We start from the raw sequence: 18017 nt of genomic DNA, 5'->3' as shown, positions 1-18017 counted from the left end.
AGAAATCTACTAAAATAAAGGTAACTGAGGCGAAGGAGGATTACATATGTCTGAAGAGATGAATGTGAATGAATTACCAGAAATTCAAGAAGGTACGGTTGTAAAGGTAAAAGTTGAAACGGTTGAAGATAATCGTGTCATTGTTTCGATTCCAAATGCAAAGTACGATGGTATTATCCCTATTAGCGAGTTATCCAGTTTACATGTGGAAAAGGCATCAGACGCTGTATCAGTAGGTGATGAATTTGAAGCTGTAGTTACAAAAGTGGAAGACCCAGCGACAGATGCAGATGAAAAAACAGGTAACTATGTTTTATCAAAAAGAAAAGTAGACGCAGAACATGCGTGGGAAAAACTTGAAAAGCAATTTGAAGCGGGAGAAATTCTTGAAGCAGAAGTAAAAGATGTTGTTAAAGGTGGCCTAGTTGTTGATTTAGGCGTTCGCGGTTTTGTACCGGCTTCTTTAGTAGAAGATCACTTTGTTGAATCATTTGAAGACTACAAAGGAAAAATGATTTCATTTAAGATTGTTGAAATGGACCGAGAAAAAAATCGTTTAATCTTATCACATCGCGCAGTTGTTCAAGAACAAAAAGAAGAACAAAAAGGCGAAATTATTCAAAACTTACAAGCTGGCGACGTCGTAGATGGTGTCGTACAACGTCTTGCAACATTTGGTGCGTTTGTTGATTTAGGTGGCGTAGATGGTCTTGTCCACATCTCACAACTATCACATGAACATATCGAAAATGTGGAAGATGTACTAGAAGAAGGTCAAAAAGTAAAAGTGAAAATCTTAGCTGTTGACCCAGACGAAGGACGCATCTCATTATCAATTAAAGATACACTACCAGGACCATGGGAAAATATTCAAGAAAAAGTACAGAAAGATGCCATTCTTGACGGTGTTGTACGTCGCCTTGTAACATTTGGTGCATTTGTTGAAATTTTACCTGGTATTGAAGGGCTTGTGCATATCTCACAAATTTCTCATAAGCATATCAACACACCGCATGAGGCTTTAAAAGAAGGTCAAGATGTACAAGTGAAGGTACTTGAAGTGAATGAGAATGAAAAACGTATTGCATTGAGCATTAAAGCGTTACTTGAAGATGATACAGTAGTTGAAGAAGTAGTTGAGTATGAACTACCTGAACAAGAAACTGGCTTCTCATTCGGGGATTTACTAGGTGACAAATTAAAAGACTTCAATAAAAAAGACTAATAATAGAGCGTGTATAACATCCTATAAAGAGATGTTATGCACGCTTCTTTTTATCATGTAATGAGATATGAAAAAGCAGAAAGTTCCTTTATATACGGTTTTCCTTTTCATAGTGCTTTATTTTTGATAAAATAGAAGCACTGTAAACAATGAGTGGTTAGGTGATGGAACCCCCATCATCTTTTTTATTGTATAATAAGTAATTTTGAAAGTGGAAGGATGAAACAAAATGACGAAACCAGTTATAGCAATCGTCGGCCGTCCTAATGTCGGAAAATCGACAATCTTTAACCGAATTGTAGGCGAGCGTATATCAATCGTTGAGGATGTTGCGGGCGTAACACGTGACCGTATCTATAGTTCAGCGGATTGGTTAACACATGAATTTAATATTATTGACACAGGCGGTATTGATATTGGTGATGAACCATTCTTAGATCAAATCCGTGAACAAGCTGAAATTGCCATGGATGAAGCAGACGTGATTATCTTTATGACAAATGGTCGTGAAGGTGTAACATTAGCAGATGAGCAAGTAGCGAAAATTTTATATAAAACAAAAAAACCAGTTGTCTTAGCGGTTAACAAAATTGATAACCCTGATATGAGAGATATGATTTATGATTTCTATTCATTAGGGTTTGGCGATCCATTCCCAATCTCTGGTTCACACGGTTTAGGACTGGGTGATTTATTAGATGAAGCAGCAAAACATTTCCCAGAACAAGATGAAGTAGAGTATGACGAAAATGTCATTAAATTCTCTTTAATCGGTCGTCCAAATGTAGGGAAATCATCTTTAGTGAATGCATTCTTAGGTGATGATCGTGTTATCGTAAGTGACGTTGCAGGCACAACACGTGACGCAATTGACTCAGAATATGAATACGACGGTCAAGAGTATGTCATCATTGATACTGCAGGTATGCGTAAGAAAGGTAAAGTGTACGAGAGCACAGAAAAGTATAGTGTATTACGTGCATTACGTGCAATCGAACGTTCCGACGTTGTTTTAGTCGTTTTAAACGGTGAAGAAGGTATTCAAGAACAAGATAAAAAGATTGCTGGTTACGCGCATCAAGCAGGTAAAGCAGTCATCATTGTTATGAATAAATGGGATGCTGTTGATAAAGACGAAAAGACAATGAACGAAAAAACAAAAGAAATTCGTGAGCAATTCCAATTCTTGGATTATGCACCGATTGTTTTCACATCTGCTAAAACAGGTAAACGCGTACACAATTTACTACCTGTAATTAATCGTGTAAGTGAAAATCATGCAATGCGTATTCAATCAAGTATTCTAAATGAAGTTATTTCAGATGCAGTTGCACGTAACCCTGCTCCAACGGATAAAGGGCGTCGTCTACGCATTTACTATGCAACACAAGTGGCAATCAAGCCACCGACATTCGTTGTGTTCGTAAATGATCCAGAATTAATGCACTTCACATACGAACGTTTCTTAGAGAATCGTATTCGTGATACGTTTGAATTTGAAGGTACGCCAATTCGAATTATTACTAGAGCGCGCGATTAGAGGAGGAAATGGACAGATGAGTAAAGTTACAGTATTTGGAGCTGGCTCATGGGGAACAGCATTAGCGACTGTTCTTGCCGAAAATGGACATGATACATTATTATGGTCTCATCGAGAGGACCAAGCACAAGAAATTCAACAGCAACATACAAATGAAAAGTATTTGCCGGGAACAGTATTACCGCAAAATCTTTGTGCAACTTCAGATGTAGCATCTGCAGTGGAGCATGCTGAAGTTATTGTGATGGCTGTGCCTACTAAGGGAATTCGTGAAACGTGCCAAAAAATTATGAAGACGTTAAACCGTCAAATTATTTTTGTACATGTTTCAAAAGGAATTGAACCAGATTCATTAATTCGTATTTCTGAAATTATGAAAGAAGAATTAGCAGAAGAAGTTGTAAAAGATATTGTGGTCTTATCTGGACCAAGTCATGCGGAAGAAGTTGTTAAAAAACATCCAACAACAGTTGCATCTTCTTGTGAAAACTTGGAATCAGCTGTCGTTGTACAAGATTTATTTATGAATCATTATTTCCGTGTTTACACGAATGAAGATGTTGTTGGTGTAGAACTAGGTGGTGCATTAAAGAATGTTATTGCTCTTGCGGCAGGTGTTTCAGATGGTATTGGCTTTGGTGACAATGCAAAAGCTGCACTCATTACACGTGGTTTAGCTGAAATTTCACGTTTAGGTATTAAAATGGGTGCAAATCCAATGACATTCATGGGCTTAGCTGGTATGGGTGACTTAATTGTAACGTGTACTTCTGTTCATTCTCGTAACTGGCGAGCAGGTAATTTATTAGGTAAAGGTTTGAAACTAGAAGAAGTATTAGAGCAAATGGGTATGGTTGTAGAAGGCGTTCGTACAACAAAAGCAGCACACCAACTTGCTGATAAATACGAAGTTTCAATGCCGATTGTTCAAGCCTTATACGCAGTATTATTTGAAGATCAATCTGCAAAAGAGATGGTTGAGAAACTTATGTTGCGTATGAAAAAGTCAGAAATGGACGGACAATACTAAAAAATTTCTACTATTATATAGTAATTTACAAATTAACACATAATGTTACAAGTTATATGTAATGTTATGTGTTTTTTAGATTTTAAATTCCTTTTTAAAAAGTACCTAAGATATTTGTATTCAAATATCTTAGGTACTTTTGTGCAAATGATATAAAAACTTATCATTTCAGAAAAAAATTTTAACGAAAAAAATAGCAATATTACAAAGAAAATAAGCTGTAGAAAATATATAATTTTAAAAAAAGGGGTATTTTTTTATAGTTATCTCAAGAGAAAATATATACTTAGAAAATAAAAAGAAGTGGAAAAAGCTTTAAAAGATAACTCTTTTTTTGAGATAAAAAGTCTATTTACTTACAAAAAATAAAAAGAAATATATGTATTTAAAACGCATATTCGAGTGTATGAAAGTGATTAAGAGAAAGAATAATTTTTTTGAGAAATTCACTTTGTTGTATTTAAGAAAAAATAATCTTTTCTAATATATATACATTTCTATAAAAGAAATAAAAATATACAAGTTAAAATGGTATGAAAAGGTATTTTTTGCGCTTTAAACCCTTGCAAAATCAATGTTTTCAAATAGAAATAAAAAAATAAAGTAAATGTGTTTAAAAGTTCTAAAGAACGGTAATTTATAAGGTGTGGAACGGTAATATGTGGTAAATGTTGGTGTAGCAATGTTTTAGAAAAAAATAAAATTATTTTTATTCATATATTTGAATAAAAAACCGATTTATTGAAACTTTAATTTTTTTCTGAAAAATGATGTGGTTTGTAAAATAAAGTTATTTTTGTTTCAATGAATGTTATGAGAAGTTATTTTATGCTTATTTGAAATCTATATTTACTTTGAACTGGCATGAAGTAACTAAATAGTTTACAGTTGATAAAAGTTGGTAAAAGAAGTATAAATATTATTGCGAAGTAAATCGTGTTTATGATACTCTTTTACATGATTTAAAACAAAAGTCTTTGAGAGGAGGTGAATGGTGTGAACAAAACAGAATTAGTAAACTCAGTAGCAGAAGCTGCAGAACTTTCTAAGAAGGATGCTGCGAAAGCAGTTGAATCTGTATTTGAAACAATCCAAGAGGCTCTAGCTAAAGGTGATAAAGTACAGTTAATCGGTTTCGGTAACTTCGAAGTTCGTGAACGTGCTGCTCGTAAAGGACGTAACCCTCAAACAGGTGAAGAAATCCAAATCGATGCAAGTAAAGTACCTGCTTTCAAACCAGGTAAAGCACTTAAAGACGCGATTAAATAATCGAATCGAATGCGGTACATAAGAGTAGTTAATCTTTTGATTAGCTGCTCTTTTTGTATGCACTTTTATACAAATCGAAAAAATTGCATATTTTCACAGAAATAATAAGTCTTAGCCCTTTGCCTTGCATGGTCGTATATGCTAACATCAAAAAGAGAATTTAACAGGCAGATTGATTAAGTGATAATGGGGGAGTAATTTTGACAAAGGAAATCAGTTCACAAGTTGACATAAATAAAATTCAAACAGCTGTAAAAATGATTTTAGAAGCTGTAGGAGAAGATCCGTCACGCGAAGGATTACTTGATACACCAAAACGTGTAGCTAAAATGTATGCAGAAATGTTTGAAGGTTTACATAAAGATCCAAAAGAGTATTTTGAAACGGTATTTCATGAAGGACATGATGAAGTCGTTCTTGTAAAAGATATTCCATTCTTTTCAATGTGCGAACATCATCTTGTACCGTTCTATGGTAAAGCACATGTAGCATACATACCAAAAGACGGTGTTGTAGCTGGATTGAGTAAATTAGCGCGTACCGTTGAAACAGTCGCACGTCGCCCACAACTACAAGAACGTATTACAGATACAGTTGCACAAACACTGATGGATATGCTATCTCCACAAGGTGTATATGTAGTCGTAGAAGCAGAGCATATGTGTATGACGATGCGTGGCATTAAAAAGCCGGGTGCTAAAACGATTACATCCGTTGCTAAAGGTGTATTTGAGGAAGATTCTGTAAAAAGAAATGAAATTCTCTCGTTCATTCAAATGCCTTAATTTTAATAGGCTTTTGTGGTATGATAGAATGAGAAAATTCGAATGATAGGAGAGCTGTCTTATGTCTCAAAATGATTTTATTGTAATTAAAGCAGAAGAAGATGGTGTACACGTAATAGGCCTTACACGAGGCGATGACACAAAATTCCATCATTCTGAAAAATTAGATCAAGGCGAAGTTATGATTGCGCAATTTACCGAACATACATCTGCGATGAAAATTCGTGGTAAAGCGATTATTCAATCTGCAAATGGTACAATTGAAAGTGACGCAAAGAAGTAACAAGTATTAAACATCGTGTTGATTGAAACATCAGGAAATGAATTGAATGGAGATTTTTTTTATGAATGCAGCTAACATGGAGCAACTTGTAACAGAATTAAAAGATGAAATTTACAATAAATTGCATCATAGAACCCTCCTAGCATATACAGGTCAGCCACCAATTTGGGATGATCAATTGTTTTATTTATTGCTACCAAGAGTAAACGGTGAACAGTGGACGAAACAACATCAAGTAGCTGCTCAAAGTGTTGCCATGATTCAGACGGCTTTAACAACGCATGATTTGGTAAAAGAACAACAAGCGACGTCAAAAGCACAACAATTGATGGTATTAGCTGGAGATTACTATAGTGGCATGTACTATGACACCTTAGCAAAACTACCAGATATTCAGTTTGTACAAAAATTATCAAATGCCGTAGCAGAAATCAGTGAGCAAAAAACCGCATTCTATGAACCGAAAGAGTGTACACTAGAAGAGTTGCTCCTTCGCTATGAAACCATCGTTAGTAGAGCAGTAGAACAATTTATGGGGCATTTTGGCTTTACAGTATATATTGAATTGATGAAAAAGGGCATGTTACTCAGTCGTTTATCAGCAGAACTCAAAAAAGTAATAAATGATACAAGTACAATACGTCTTTTTCGTGTGATTTCAGAAAGATTTTCTTCAAAGGATGAAGCCATCCAAGCAATCCAACAAGAAATTACCACACGAGCTACAAAGCTAACAGAAGAAATTCATACTATGGGATTTTTAACGAATGTTGCAAAAACTGCCATTTTAAGTCGAATTGAGGCGCTTAATCACAGTGCAACGTAGGAAGAGGGAAGGTTGAAAAATTGGCACAATCAAAATCAGAACGCGTACATGAAGTCTTTGAGAATATTTCAGGTGACTATGACAAAATGAACTCGGTGATTAGTTTCCAGATGCACAAAAGCTGGCGTAAAGATACGATGCAGCAAATGAACATCCAACCAGGAACTAAAGCATTAGATGTTTGCTGCGGTACAGCAGATTGGACAATTGCGCTTGGTGAGGCAGTTGGTAAAGATGGCGATGTTATTGGTTTAGACTTTAGTCAAAATATGCTGAATGTCGGCATCGATAAAACAAAAGATATGGACAATGTGAATTTAATTCAAGGGAACGCAATGGAACTACCTTTTGAAGATAATTCGTTTGACTATGTAACAATTGGATTTGGTTTACGTAATGTACCGGATTATATGCAAGTATTACGTGAAATGAATCGTGTTGCAAAACCAGGCGCAAAAATCGTTTGTCTTGAAACGTCACAATCAGAGATCCCTGTCTACAAACAGCTATTTAAATTTTACTTTAAATATATTATGCCGATCTTTGGTAAATTATTAGCTAAAAGTTACAAAGAGTATTCTTGGTTACAAGAGTCGGCAGATACGTTCCCAGGACGTAAAGAGTTGAAAAAAATGTTTGAACAAGCAGGTATGGTGAATGTATCTTATACCTCTTATAGCGGTGGGGCAGCTGCAACACATATTGGCTATAAAAAAGAAAAATAGGCGGGAGAAGGTTTATTCACGTGGAAAAGATGAAGCTAAAGATGCTCTACTCTGGTATGAAATCAGAGATTGACATCATCGAAAAAGAATTAGAAACGGCGCTGAATTCCTCTTCACACTTTTTGAATGAAGCTTCTTTGCATCTTTTAAAAGCTGGGGGAAAACGCATTCGCCCAGTTTTTGTTTTGCTCGCTGCAAAATTTGGACAATATGATATTCAACAAATCAAAAATGTTGCTGTGCCACTCGAATTAATTCATATGGCATCACTTGTTCATGATGATGTAATTGATAATGCGGAATTACGTAGAGGTCGCGAAACAGTAAAAGCACAGTATAATAATCGAGTAGCAATGTATGCAGGCGATTTTATTTTTGCAAAAGCATTAGAATATATGACGCAAATAAAAAAACAACAAGCGCATCAAGTATTATCAAATACAATGGTTGAGATTTGTGTGGGAGAAATTATTCAAATTGAAGATAAACAGGTACTCAAGCAAAACTTACGTGATTACTTCCGTCGGATTAAGCGTAAAACAGCTGTTTTAATTTCTTCAAGTTGTGAGCTAGGAGCAATCGCTTCAGGCGCATCGCCAGAAGTTGTACGTCATATGCGCCGTTTTGGATATTATGTAGGGATGTCATTCCAAATTATTGATGATATTTTAGATTTTACGGCAACGGATAAGCAGCTAGGTAAACCAGCAGGAAGCGATTTAATGCAAGGGAACGTTACATTACCAGCGTTATATGCTTTAGAAGATGACCAAATTCGTCCAATGATTGAAAAAGTGATTGAAGGGCCGATTACTGAAGGCGAACGTCAACAACTATTGAAGGCGATTCGAAAATCTGACGCAATTCAAAAAGCAAATCATATAAGTGATTTATATTTACAGAAGGCGTTAAAAGAAGTAGACAAGTTACCGAATCATCCAGTGAATAAATCACTTGTAGATATTGCAAATTTCATGGGGAAACGTAAATTTTAACCAAATTGTCATAGTATTTGTTGAACATTATGGCATTCAATGATAGAATTTTACGGTAGGTAAAATACCTGTAGATATTATTAAGGAGTGTAATTTAAACATGGCTATCCAACAAACATTTTTAATGGTTAAACCTGACGGCGTAAAACGTCAAGTAGTAGGTGATATCGTAGACCGCTTCGAACGTCGTGGCTTCGAACTAAAAGGCGCTAAACTAATGAACATCACAAAAGAATTAGCAGAAAAACACTATGCAGAGCATGCGGAACGTCCATTCTTCGGTGAATTAGTAGAATTCATCACTTCTGGTCCTGTATTCGCAATGGTATGGGAAGGCGAGAACGTAATCGCTTTAGCTCGTCTTATGATGGGTGCTACAAACCCAGCTGAATCTGCTCCAGGAACAATCCGTGGTGACTACGCTACAACTGTAGCTGAAAACATCATTCACGGTTCTGATTCTTTAGCATCTGCTGAACGCGAAATCGGTCTATTCTTCGGTGAAGAAGGTTTAGTAAAATAATTTTCATTTCGTAGATGAAAATTATAAGTAAAGTAAAAACATCTTTACTAACCGTAAAAATGATTTGATACTTTGAATGAAAGAGTTGCACATCTGTGTGGCTCTTTTTTTATTGTGCTTCAGATTATGTCCGTTTTTTAAAAATAAATGAATGAAAGCGCTCTGATAAACATCTTTTCACGTTACACTATTTCAGAATATGAAAAAATGTTTTATAATGGTAAGTATGAATAGAGGGAGGAAAAGGTATGACAGATTATGAAATGTTCGTTGAACGTGTAAAGACGAAAACCGGCATTGATTTAGCTCTTTACAAAGAGGCACAAATGAAACGACGCTTAACGTCTTTATATGAGAAAAAAGGTTTTAGTAATTTTGTAGACTTTTTCAAAGAGATGGATGTTAATCGTGAACTTATGGACGAATTTTTAGATCGTATGACGATTAATGTATCTGAATTTTATCGTAATGGTAAACGATGGGAAGTTTTGGAGAAAAAGATTTTACCACGTCTCTTGAAAGCAAGCCCACGCTTAAAAGTATGGAGTGCAGCTTGTTCAACAGGTGAAGAACCGTATTCACTTGCGATGGTACTATCAAATCATCAGCCATTATCTCAAGTATCTATTTCAGCTACAGATTTAGATGAGAATGCAATTGCTAAAGCAAAAGCAGCCATCTATCCGGAGCGCTCCCTTGCCGAAGTTCCAGCACAAATGAAACAAAAATATTTTGAGCAAGAAGGTTCTTTTTATAAAGTAACGCCTGATATTAAAAGAACGGTTACATTTAAAAAACATAACTTATTAAATGATCGATATGAACAAAATCATGATTTAATCGTTTGTCGTAATGTCATGATTTATTTTACAGAAGAAGCGAAAGATCAAATTTATCATAACTTCAGTAAAGCTTTGAAACCAGGCGGTGTACTATTTGTTGGAAGCACTGAACAAATTTTTAATCCAGCACAATATGATTTTGAAGTAGAAGATACATTTTTCTATCGTAAAAAAGGTTAACTATAAGAGGAATGCGCTTTTCGCATATGTGAAAAGCGGTTTTTTATAAATAAAAATAAATTCAAAAAACATCAAAATTTCAGTTAATTTATTTTTATTATAAAATCAACTGAAATTTATAAAAATATATGTTATAGTGAAAAACATATACTTTAGCGATGTGAAGGGGGAAAGCGTAAATGAGATACTTAACAGCGGGTGAATCACATGGCCCACAATTAACAACAATTATTGAAGGACTTCCTTCATTACTACCAATTACAGCAGAACAGATTAATCATGAACTGAAAAGACGCCAAGGAGGACATGGTCGAGGTCGACGTATGCAAATCGAAACCGATACGGTAGAAATTACATCAGGTATTCGTCATGGTAAAACGCTCGGTTCTCCTGTTGCGCTTGTGGTAACGAATGATGACTGGAAACACTGGACAAAAATTATGGGTGCAGAGCCACTTCCAGAAGATGTTGACCCGAATGAGATCAAACGTCAAATCTCGCGTCCACGTCCAGGACATGCCGATTTAGTAGGCGGTATGAAATATGGTCACCGCGACTTACGAAACGTCTTAGAACGCTCATCAGCACGTGAAACAACTGTACGTGTAGCTGTTGGTGCAGTAGCTAAAATTCTTTTAGAACAATTAGGTATTCGTATCGTAGCGCATGTTGTAGAAATCGGTGGTATTACAATCGACCGACAAGCAGTTGAAGGAAAATCAGTAGAAGAAATCCGTGCAATCGTAGAAGAAGATTCATGTTACTGCGTGGACCCAGAAGCTTCAGCAAAAATGGTCGCACTAATCGATGAAACGAAAAAAGCAGGCGATACAATTGGTGGCGTTGTTGAAGTCATCGTAGAAGGTATGCCAGCAGGTGTCGGTTCATATGTACATTACGACCGCAAGTTAGATGGTAAACTGGCACAAGCGATGCTTAGTATCAATGCTTTTAAGGGGGTTGAATTTGGTATTGGCTTTGATGCAGCACATGTACCTGGCTCACAAGTACATGATGAAATCATTTGGGATGAGGAGCAAGGTTATACACGCCGCACAAATCGCCTAGGCGGTTTAGAAGGCGGTATGTCTACAGGTATGCCAATTGTTGTACGTGGCGTTATGAAGCCGATTCCAACACTTTATAAGCCATTACAAAGTGTGGATATCGAAACAAAAGAGGCATTTAAGGCTTCTGTAGAACGTTCAGACGCATGTGCAGTACCAGCTGCATCAGTCGTAGCAGAACATGCGATTGCCTTTGAAATTGCGAATGCAATTTTAGACCAATTCCATGCAGACCAGTTACCACAACTGCAACAACAAATCGAGCAAATGAAACAACAAGCGAAGGAGTTTTAATGATGCGTATTCCCGTACAAACACCATCTCACGCCTATGAAGTCGTGATTGGTTCACATCATTTAACAGAAGCTATTACATCACTTGCTAGCAAAATCGAAACAGCCGATCAATTGGTTGTATTTACAGATGAACACGTTTGGGCGCTTCATGGAGAACATTTTTCAAAAGCTTTTCCACATCCATTCAAGTTGCATATTTTAGCTGCAGGTGAAGCATGCAAGACATTTGACAGTTATTACGCAGCGCAAACATTCCTTTTAGAACAAAAATGCACACGTAAATCAATGCTTTTTGCATTCGGTGGTGGAGCAGTAGGCGATTTAACTGGTTTTGTAGCAGCTACTTTTATGCGTGGTATCCCATTTGTTCAAATTCCAACAACTATTTTGGCGCATGACTCAGCTGTAGGTGGAAAAACAGCCATCAATCATCCACTAGGTAAAAATATGATTGGTGCGTTTTATCAACCAGAAGCTGTTTTATATGATATTGCATTTTTAGCTTCATTACCTGAAAAAGAAGTACGTTCAGGTATGGCAGAAGCGATTAAACATGCCCTCATCTCGGATGAACAGTGGTATGAAGAATTTTTAACGCAAGATATTCAGCGTTTATCAGAAGAGCAATTAGCGCACTATTTAGAGCGTGGAATTACAGTAAAGGCAGACATTGTTTCACAAGATGAACAAGAACATTCCGTACGTAAATACTTAAACTTCGGTCATACGTATGGTCATGCAATTGAAGCTGCTTCTGGATTTGGAAAGTTAGCACATGGTGAGGCGATTATGATTGGTATGGTCTATGCCTTATTGTTAAGTGAAAAGTATGGTCAACTAAATCGTGCGAATACGTTAGAGTTCTTAGCTTTCGCTCAAAAGAATGGCTATACATTCAAACCAGTACATGATTTTACGTTTGATACGTTATTACCATACTTAATGACAGATAAAAAAGCAGAGTACGGTATTTTACAATTCGTTCTATTAGATGAAATTGGTAAGCCGTTTGTTCAAAAAGTAACAGTAGAAGAGTGTCGCGAAATCGATACACTACTACGAACAATTGTTTAGGAGGTGTCCCATATGATTCGAGGTATTCGAGGTGCAACAACGATTACAGTAAATGATGCTGTACAAGTAGAGATTGAAACAACGAGATTATTAAAAGAAATCATTGAGCGCAATGAAGTAAAAGCAGAAGATGTATCATCCGTTATTGCAACAACGACGCCAGATATTACATCTGCTTTTCCAGCAAAAGCTGTACGCACGTATGAGGGATGGGATTATGTTCCGGTTATGTGTATGCACGAAATGAATGTCGCGGGTGCGTTACCACTTTGTATCCGTCTACTTGTGAATGTAGAAACGCAAAAAGCACAGAAAGAAATTACCCATGTCTATTTGAATGAGGCAGTGAAATTAAGACCAGACTTAGTAAAATAATGAGATGAGGAAGAAAGAGGCGACTTAACGATGAAGTGGAAAGAATCAGTAAAAGGGTTGAAAGCATATCAACCTGGAAAATCAATTGAAGCAGTGAAGAAAGAATTCGGGTTATCGGAGATTGTAAAATTAGCATCGAATGAAAATCCATTAGGATGCTCACCAAAAGTAACGGCTTATTTAGAGAATGCAGTGCATAACTTTGCATTATATCCAGACGGTTATGGTACAGCGATGCGTGAAGCAGTTGCAAAACATTTAGGTGTAAACGGTGACGAATTAATTTTTGGTAACGGCTCAGATGAACTGATTAGTATCGTGACACGCGCGTTACTTCAACCAGGTGTAAATACAGTTATGGCAACACCAACATTCTCACAATATAAATTAAATGCACTGATTGAAGGTGCGGAAATTCGTGAAATTCCATTGAAGAATCGCACACATGATTTAGATGCGATGCTTGATGCAATTGACGAAAATACAGCAGTTATATGGGTATGTAGCCCGAACAATCCAACAGGTGTGGTCATTGAAGATGCACCACTACAAGCATTCCTGAAAAAAGTACCGAAAGATGTACTTGTCGTTTTAGATGAAGCATACTTTGAATATGTAACAAATCCAAATTGCACAGATTCACTACCATTATTAAAACAATACGACAACTTAATCATTATGCGTACGTTCTCAAAAGCATACGGTTTAGCAGCTTTCCGTGTAGGCTACGGTATTGCCAATAAAGAATTGATTGCGCGACTTGATCCTGTGCGTGGTCCATTTAATAATACGGTATTAAGTCAGGCGATTGTTCCGGTAGCAATAGCGGATCAAGCATATATTGAGTTATGTCGTGAAATCAATGAAGCCGGTAAAAAACAATATATTGCATTTTGTGAAAAACACCAATTAGATTATTACCCAACCGATACAAACTTCATCTTATTTGAAGTGAAGATGGATAGTGATGTCGTATTCCAAGAGTTAATGTCACGAGGTTATATTATTCGTAGTGGTAATCCACTGGGTGTTCCAAACTATATTCGTGTGACAATTGGTACAAAAGAACAAAATGAAGGCTTACTCGCACAGCTAGAAGAAGTGTTACAAAAACATGGGGTATTCGCTTGAATAAAAAGCGAATTCTCATCGTAGGCTTAGGCTTAATTGGCGGTTCGATTGCGCTTGCTTTACAACGCTCTCCAGAACATGAAATTATCGGTTATGATGCAAATGCCGATACACTTCAAAGTGCGAAAGTATTAGGCGTTATTCATAAAGCAGCAACACATCCGAAAGAAGCCGTAAAAGAAGCCGACTTTGTCATTTTTGCAACACCTGTGAATGCAACACTTCAATGGATGAAAGAACTTCAAACATGGACTGTACCATCACATACAATTGTGACAGATACAGGAAGTACAAAAGCTATCATTATGGAAGAAGCGCAACATTTAGCTGAAAAAGGTATTACGTTCATTGGTGGGCATCCAATGGCAGGTTCACATAAAAGTGGTGTTCTAGCAGCTAAACCAATTTTATTTGAAAATGCATATTATATGTTGACACCTTTGGGAAGTACAAAGGAAGAACAAGTGAAAGCTTTAGAAGGAATTTTAAAACTAACAAATGCCAAACTCATGGTTGTTCCTGCTGAAGAACATGATCATATGACGTCGGTTGTTAGTCATTTCCCGCATATTGTGGCAGCGTCACTTGTGCATCAACTAGCAAATGAAAATGCAGAGCATCCATTCACGAAACGATTGGCAGCAGGTGGATTTAGAGATATTACACGTATTGCTAGTTCCAATCCAACAATGTGGCAAGATATTACGGTGCAAAATCGCGCGCAAATACAAGACCAATTAGCAAAATGGCAACAAGAGATGTCACGTGTGCAATCGATTTTAGAAAAAGGTACCGAACAAGACATTTATCAATTTTTTGAAGAAGCAAAACAATTTCGTGATGCATTACCTGATACATCAGGTGCCTTATTTACAACATATGATTTATATATTGATGTACCAGATTATCCTGGTAGTATCGCTGAAATTACAGGTTATTTTGCAGAAGAAAAAATCAGTATTACAAATATTCGAATTGTCGAGACAAGGGAAGACGTTTTCGGTATTTTAGTTGTAAGTTTCCAATCAAGTGGAGATCGTAAGCGAGCAGCAGAATGCATTCGTACACGTAGTCCATATGAATTTTATATTTCGTAAAGGAGAGATGACGATGCAAAAAATCGTTCAATTACAAGGGCAATCATTAAAAGGAACGATTACGGTTCCAGGCGATAAATCCATTTCACACCGTTCCATTATGTTCGGAAGTATGGCAAAAGGTAAAACAACAGTTACAGGTTTTTTACCAGGCGAAGATTGTCTTCGTACAATTGAAGCCTTTAAACAAATGGGTGTTAAAATTGAACAACAAGGTACAGATGTGACGATTGAAAGTGAAGGTATGGACGCATTCCAAGAGCCGATGGATATTTTGTACATGGGGAACTCTGGCACAACGACACGTCTATTACTTGGTTTACTCGCTGGTTCACACGTACACGCAGTATTATCTGGTGACGAATCGATTGCCAAACGTCCAATGAAGCGTGTCATTAATCCTTTACGCGAAATGGGTGCACATATTACAGGACGAGAAGATGGACAATTTACACCAATCGCAGTGAAAGGTACGACATTACAAGCGATTGATTACACATTGCCTGTAGCGAGTGCGCAAGTTAAATCTGCAGTGTTATTAGCAGGTCTAAATGCAGAAGGAACAACAATTGTTCGCGAAAAAGAAGCAACACGTGACCATACGGAATTAATGCTACGTCAATTCGGTGTAAATATTGATACAACAGATGGTGTGATTTCGTTAGCAGGTGGACAAAAATTAACAGCGAGTCATGTCGCTGTACCGGGCGATATTTCTTCAGCTGCCTTTTTCCTTGTAGCAGGTGCCATTACAAAGGGTAGTGAAATTACTCTTGAAAATGTAGGCCTTAATAAGACGCGTACAGGTATCAGCGAAGTGTTAGAAGCAATGGGTGCAAATCTAGAAATTCAACCGTATGACCATGAGCATGCTGAGCCAGCAGGTCGTGTCATTATTCGTACATCAGAGTTAAAGGGTACGACCATTGGTGGGGATTTAATTCCGCGACTAATTGATGAAATTCCAATTATTGCTTTACTTGCGACACAAGCTGAAGGAACAACGATTATTCGTGATGCAGAGGAATTAAAAGTGAAAGAGACGAATCGTTTAGATGCAGTTGTTGCGGAATTATCAAAGCTAGGGGCGAATATTACAGCAACAGAAGACGGCATGATTATTGAAGGTCCTACACAGTTACATGGTGCGGCATTAAAGACATATGGCGATCACCGCATGGGTATGATGAATGCCATCGCATCACTCATTACAGAAGGTGCTGTGACATTAGATGATGCTGATTGTATTGCGGTATCTTACCCAACATTCTTTGAAGATTTAGACAGTCTAATGAAATAGTTCATAAAACAAGCTATCATGATGCAGTTTTTATCAGGATAGTTTGTTTTTATTTTAAACAGAGAAATAAGAAGGGAATCAGTCATATTTTACCTGTAATTTTCTTCGATATTTCAAGCGTTTTTCCTTGTATATCCTACTTTCCTCATGTAGCATAAAGATGAAAATAATTTAGAAATAGGTGGATGACAGATGACAATCCAACAACAAATGGTTGAAGCAATGGAGCAAGGTGACCTTAATCAAATTCATGCACTAATGGAAGAATTCAAGTTACATGTCGATCCAGATATGCAATATGAAGTTGCTGGTTACTTGATGAATTTAGGTTTTATTCATGAAGCAGCAAGTGTGTTAGAGCATCTACAATTTTTATTCCCAGAAGAAAATCAAATTAAGGTTGATCGTGCCTCGTTATTGATGGAAACTAATCAAGAAGATGAAGCATTGGACTTATTCTTATCGATTCCACAAGATGCAGAAGAATATCCACAAGTATTATTGGCGCTTGCTGATTATTATCAAATGCAAGGTTTATATGAAGTAGCAGAAAAACATATGAATGAAGCGCTTGAGTTATTACCAGATGAACCACTTCTTCAGTTTGCAAAAGCAGAGTTATTAATGGAGATGGGACGTCTAAGTGAAGCGGCTCGTTTATATGAGAATTTATATAAAAATCAAAAAGAAATTGCAGGCGTTCGTCTAGTTGAACGTATTGCAGAAGTTCATCGTACGGGTGCAGCTTTTGAAGATGCCTACCATTATTATTTAGAGGCATTAAAAGAGAGTACATCGCCTGATTTATTATTTGGTGCGGCTTATAGTGCTTTTCAATTAGAGATGTACGAAGCGGCAGCACGTTATGGTGAAGATTTACGTGCGTTAGATCCAGATTACTTTGCCGGTTATCTATTATTGGCGCAAAGTTATGCCATGATGGAAGACAATGTCAAAGCTTTAGAAGTAATTAAAGAGGGTATTAAACGAGATGAGTATGACAAGGAATTATTCTTGTTTGCTGGTAAAATGGCAATCAAAAATAAATTGCCAGAGGAAGCAGAAGCATTTCTTCGTCAAGCGATTGCACTTGACCCAGAATATATGGAAGCAGTGCATACACTCGTATCAATCCTATCATCGGAAGAGCGCGATGAAGAAGTTGTTGAACTCATTGAAGGTCTATCGAAAGACGACTTTGAATGGACAGCACTTTCAATTTTTGCGGCGCTTGCCTACGATCGTTTAGAAATGTATGAAGAAGCTTACACACATTACCGTCAAGCATTCGAAGATTATAAAGAAGATGTAGACTTCTTAGAGAAATATGTTTATTTCTTAATCGAGGACGGGAAAAGACAAGAAGCCTTACAGATTGTAGCACTTTTACGTGACTTACAACCTGAAGAGCCGCAATGGATTGATTTACAAGCAAGCTTTGACGCTTAAGTTAC

18 protein-coding genes are annotated in these 18017 nt (G+C 36.8%); all 18 read left to right on the top strand.

From position 1 onward, the window contains the following. Positions 1–46 precede the first annotated feature (46 nt). The 18 genes from rpsA to ACKVQX_RS00550 all read left to right on the top strand — a co-directional run bounded on the left by rpsA (position 47) and on the right by ACKVQX_RS00550 (position 18012). A complete protein-coding gene (rpsA, locus tag ACKVQX_RS00635; protein ID WP_121176166.1) occupies positions 47–1225 on the top strand; it encodes a 30S ribosomal protein S1 in 1179 nt (392 codons plus the stop codon). 229 nt (positions 1226–1454) lie between these two features. Then, positions 1455–2765, top strand: a complete 1311-nt coding sequence (gene der / locus ACKVQX_RS00630; RefSeq protein WP_068454440.1) for a ribosome biogenesis GTPase Der — start codon at positions 1455–1457, stop codon at positions 2763–2765. A gap of 16 nt (positions 2766–2781) precedes the next feature. Then, on the top strand, positions 2782–3795 hold the full coding sequence (locus tag ACKVQX_RS00625) for an NAD(P)H-dependent glycerol-3-phosphate dehydrogenase (RefSeq protein ID WP_068454437.1): 1014 nt from the start codon (positions 2782–2784) through the stop codon (positions 3793–3795). Between the two features lie 996 nt (positions 3796–4791). Then, entirely contained in the window at positions 4792–5064 is a 273-nt protein-coding gene (locus tag ACKVQX_RS00620; protein ID WP_068454434.1) for an HU family DNA-binding protein, read from the top strand. Between the two features lie 200 nt (positions 5065–5264). Then, positions 5265–5849 carry a GTP cyclohydrolase I FolE gene (gene folE / locus ACKVQX_RS00615; protein ID WP_276309714.1) on the top strand — a complete coding sequence of 195 codons (585 nt, stop codon included), beginning with the start codon at positions 5265–5267 and terminating at the stop codon, positions 5847–5849. Positions 5850–5910: 61 nt separating this feature from the next. Beyond that, entirely contained in the window at positions 5911–6132 is a 222-nt protein-coding gene (gene mtrB / locus ACKVQX_RS00610) for a trp RNA-binding attenuation protein MtrB (protein ID WP_068454431.1), read from the top strand. Positions 6133–6193: 61 nt separating this feature from the next. Continuing rightward, positions 6194–6958 (top strand): heptaprenyl diphosphate synthase component 1, encoded by a 765-nt coding sequence (locus ACKVQX_RS00605; protein WP_068454428.1) that lies wholly within the window; start codon positions 6194–6196, stop codon positions 6956–6958. Positions 6959–6978: 20 nt separating this feature from the next. Then, a complete protein-coding gene (locus tag ACKVQX_RS00600; RefSeq protein WP_068454425.1) occupies positions 6979–7683 on the top strand; it encodes a demethylmenaquinone methyltransferase in 705 nt (234 codons plus the stop codon). Between the two features lie 20 nt (positions 7684–7703). Continuing rightward, positions 7704–8678 (top strand): heptaprenyl diphosphate synthase component II, encoded by a 975-nt coding sequence (hepT, locus tag ACKVQX_RS00595; RefSeq protein ID WP_068454422.1) that lies wholly within the window; start codon positions 7704–7706, stop codon positions 8676–8678. A gap of 100 nt (positions 8679–8778) precedes the next feature. Then, a complete protein-coding gene (gene ndk, locus ACKVQX_RS00590; RefSeq protein WP_068454418.1) occupies positions 8779–9201 on the top strand; it encodes a nucleoside-diphosphate kinase in 423 nt (140 codons plus the stop codon). A 248-nt stretch (positions 9202–9449) separates the two neighbouring features. Continuing rightward, on the top strand, positions 9450–10223 hold the full coding sequence (locus ACKVQX_RS00585; RefSeq protein WP_068454413.1) for a protein-glutamate O-methyltransferase CheR: 774 nt from the start codon (positions 9450–9452) through the stop codon (positions 10221–10223). Between the two features lie 179 nt (positions 10224–10402). Further along, positions 10403–11584 carry a chorismate synthase gene (aroC, locus tag ACKVQX_RS00580; protein WP_409135924.1) on the top strand — a complete coding sequence of 394 codons (1182 nt, stop codon included), beginning with the start codon at positions 10403–10405 and terminating at the stop codon, positions 11582–11584. Between the two features lie 2 nt (positions 11585–11586). Next, on the top strand, positions 11587–12660 hold the full coding sequence (gene aroB / locus ACKVQX_RS00575; RefSeq protein ID WP_068454407.1) for a 3-dehydroquinate synthase: 1074 nt from the start codon (positions 11587–11589) through the stop codon (positions 12658–12660). Between the two features lie 12 nt (positions 12661–12672). Beyond that, positions 12673–13035 carry a chorismate mutase gene (aroH, locus tag ACKVQX_RS00570; protein ID WP_409135923.1) on the top strand — a complete coding sequence of 121 codons (363 nt, stop codon included), beginning with the start codon at positions 12673–12675 and terminating at the stop codon, positions 13033–13035. Between the two features lie 30 nt (positions 13036–13065). Further along, positions 13066–14166 carry a histidinol-phosphate transaminase gene (gene hisC / locus ACKVQX_RS00565; protein WP_409135922.1) on the top strand — a complete coding sequence of 367 codons (1101 nt, stop codon included), beginning with the start codon at positions 13066–13068 and terminating at the stop codon, positions 14164–14166. Further along, positions 14163–15263, top strand: coding sequence for a prephenate dehydrogenase (locus ACKVQX_RS00560; RefSeq protein WP_409135921.1), 1101 nt, complete (start codon positions 14163–14165; stop codon positions 15261–15263). The genes hisC and ACKVQX_RS00560 overlap by 4 nt, the downstream gene beginning before the upstream one ends. Before the next feature lie 13 nt (positions 15264–15276). Continuing rightward, positions 15277–16563 carry a 3-phosphoshikimate 1-carboxyvinyltransferase gene (gene aroA, locus ACKVQX_RS00555; RefSeq protein WP_409135920.1) on the top strand — a complete coding sequence of 429 codons (1287 nt, stop codon included), beginning with the start codon at positions 15277–15279 and terminating at the stop codon, positions 16561–16563. A 192-nt stretch (positions 16564–16755) separates the two neighbouring features. Next, positions 16756–18012 (top strand): tetratricopeptide repeat protein, encoded by a 1257-nt coding sequence (locus ACKVQX_RS00550; protein ID WP_068454391.1) that lies wholly within the window; start codon positions 16756–16758, stop codon positions 18010–18012. Positions 18013–18017 lie beyond the last annotated feature (5 nt).

Origin of the sequence: Kurthia sp. ISK08, from assembly GCF_046159805.1 — a bacterium.
In the GTDB taxonomy this organism is placed as follows: Bacteria; Bacillota; Bacilli; order Bacillales_A; family Planococcaceae; genus Kurthia; species Kurthia gibsonii.
This window is presented reverse-complemented; position numbering and strand designations above follow the sequence as displayed.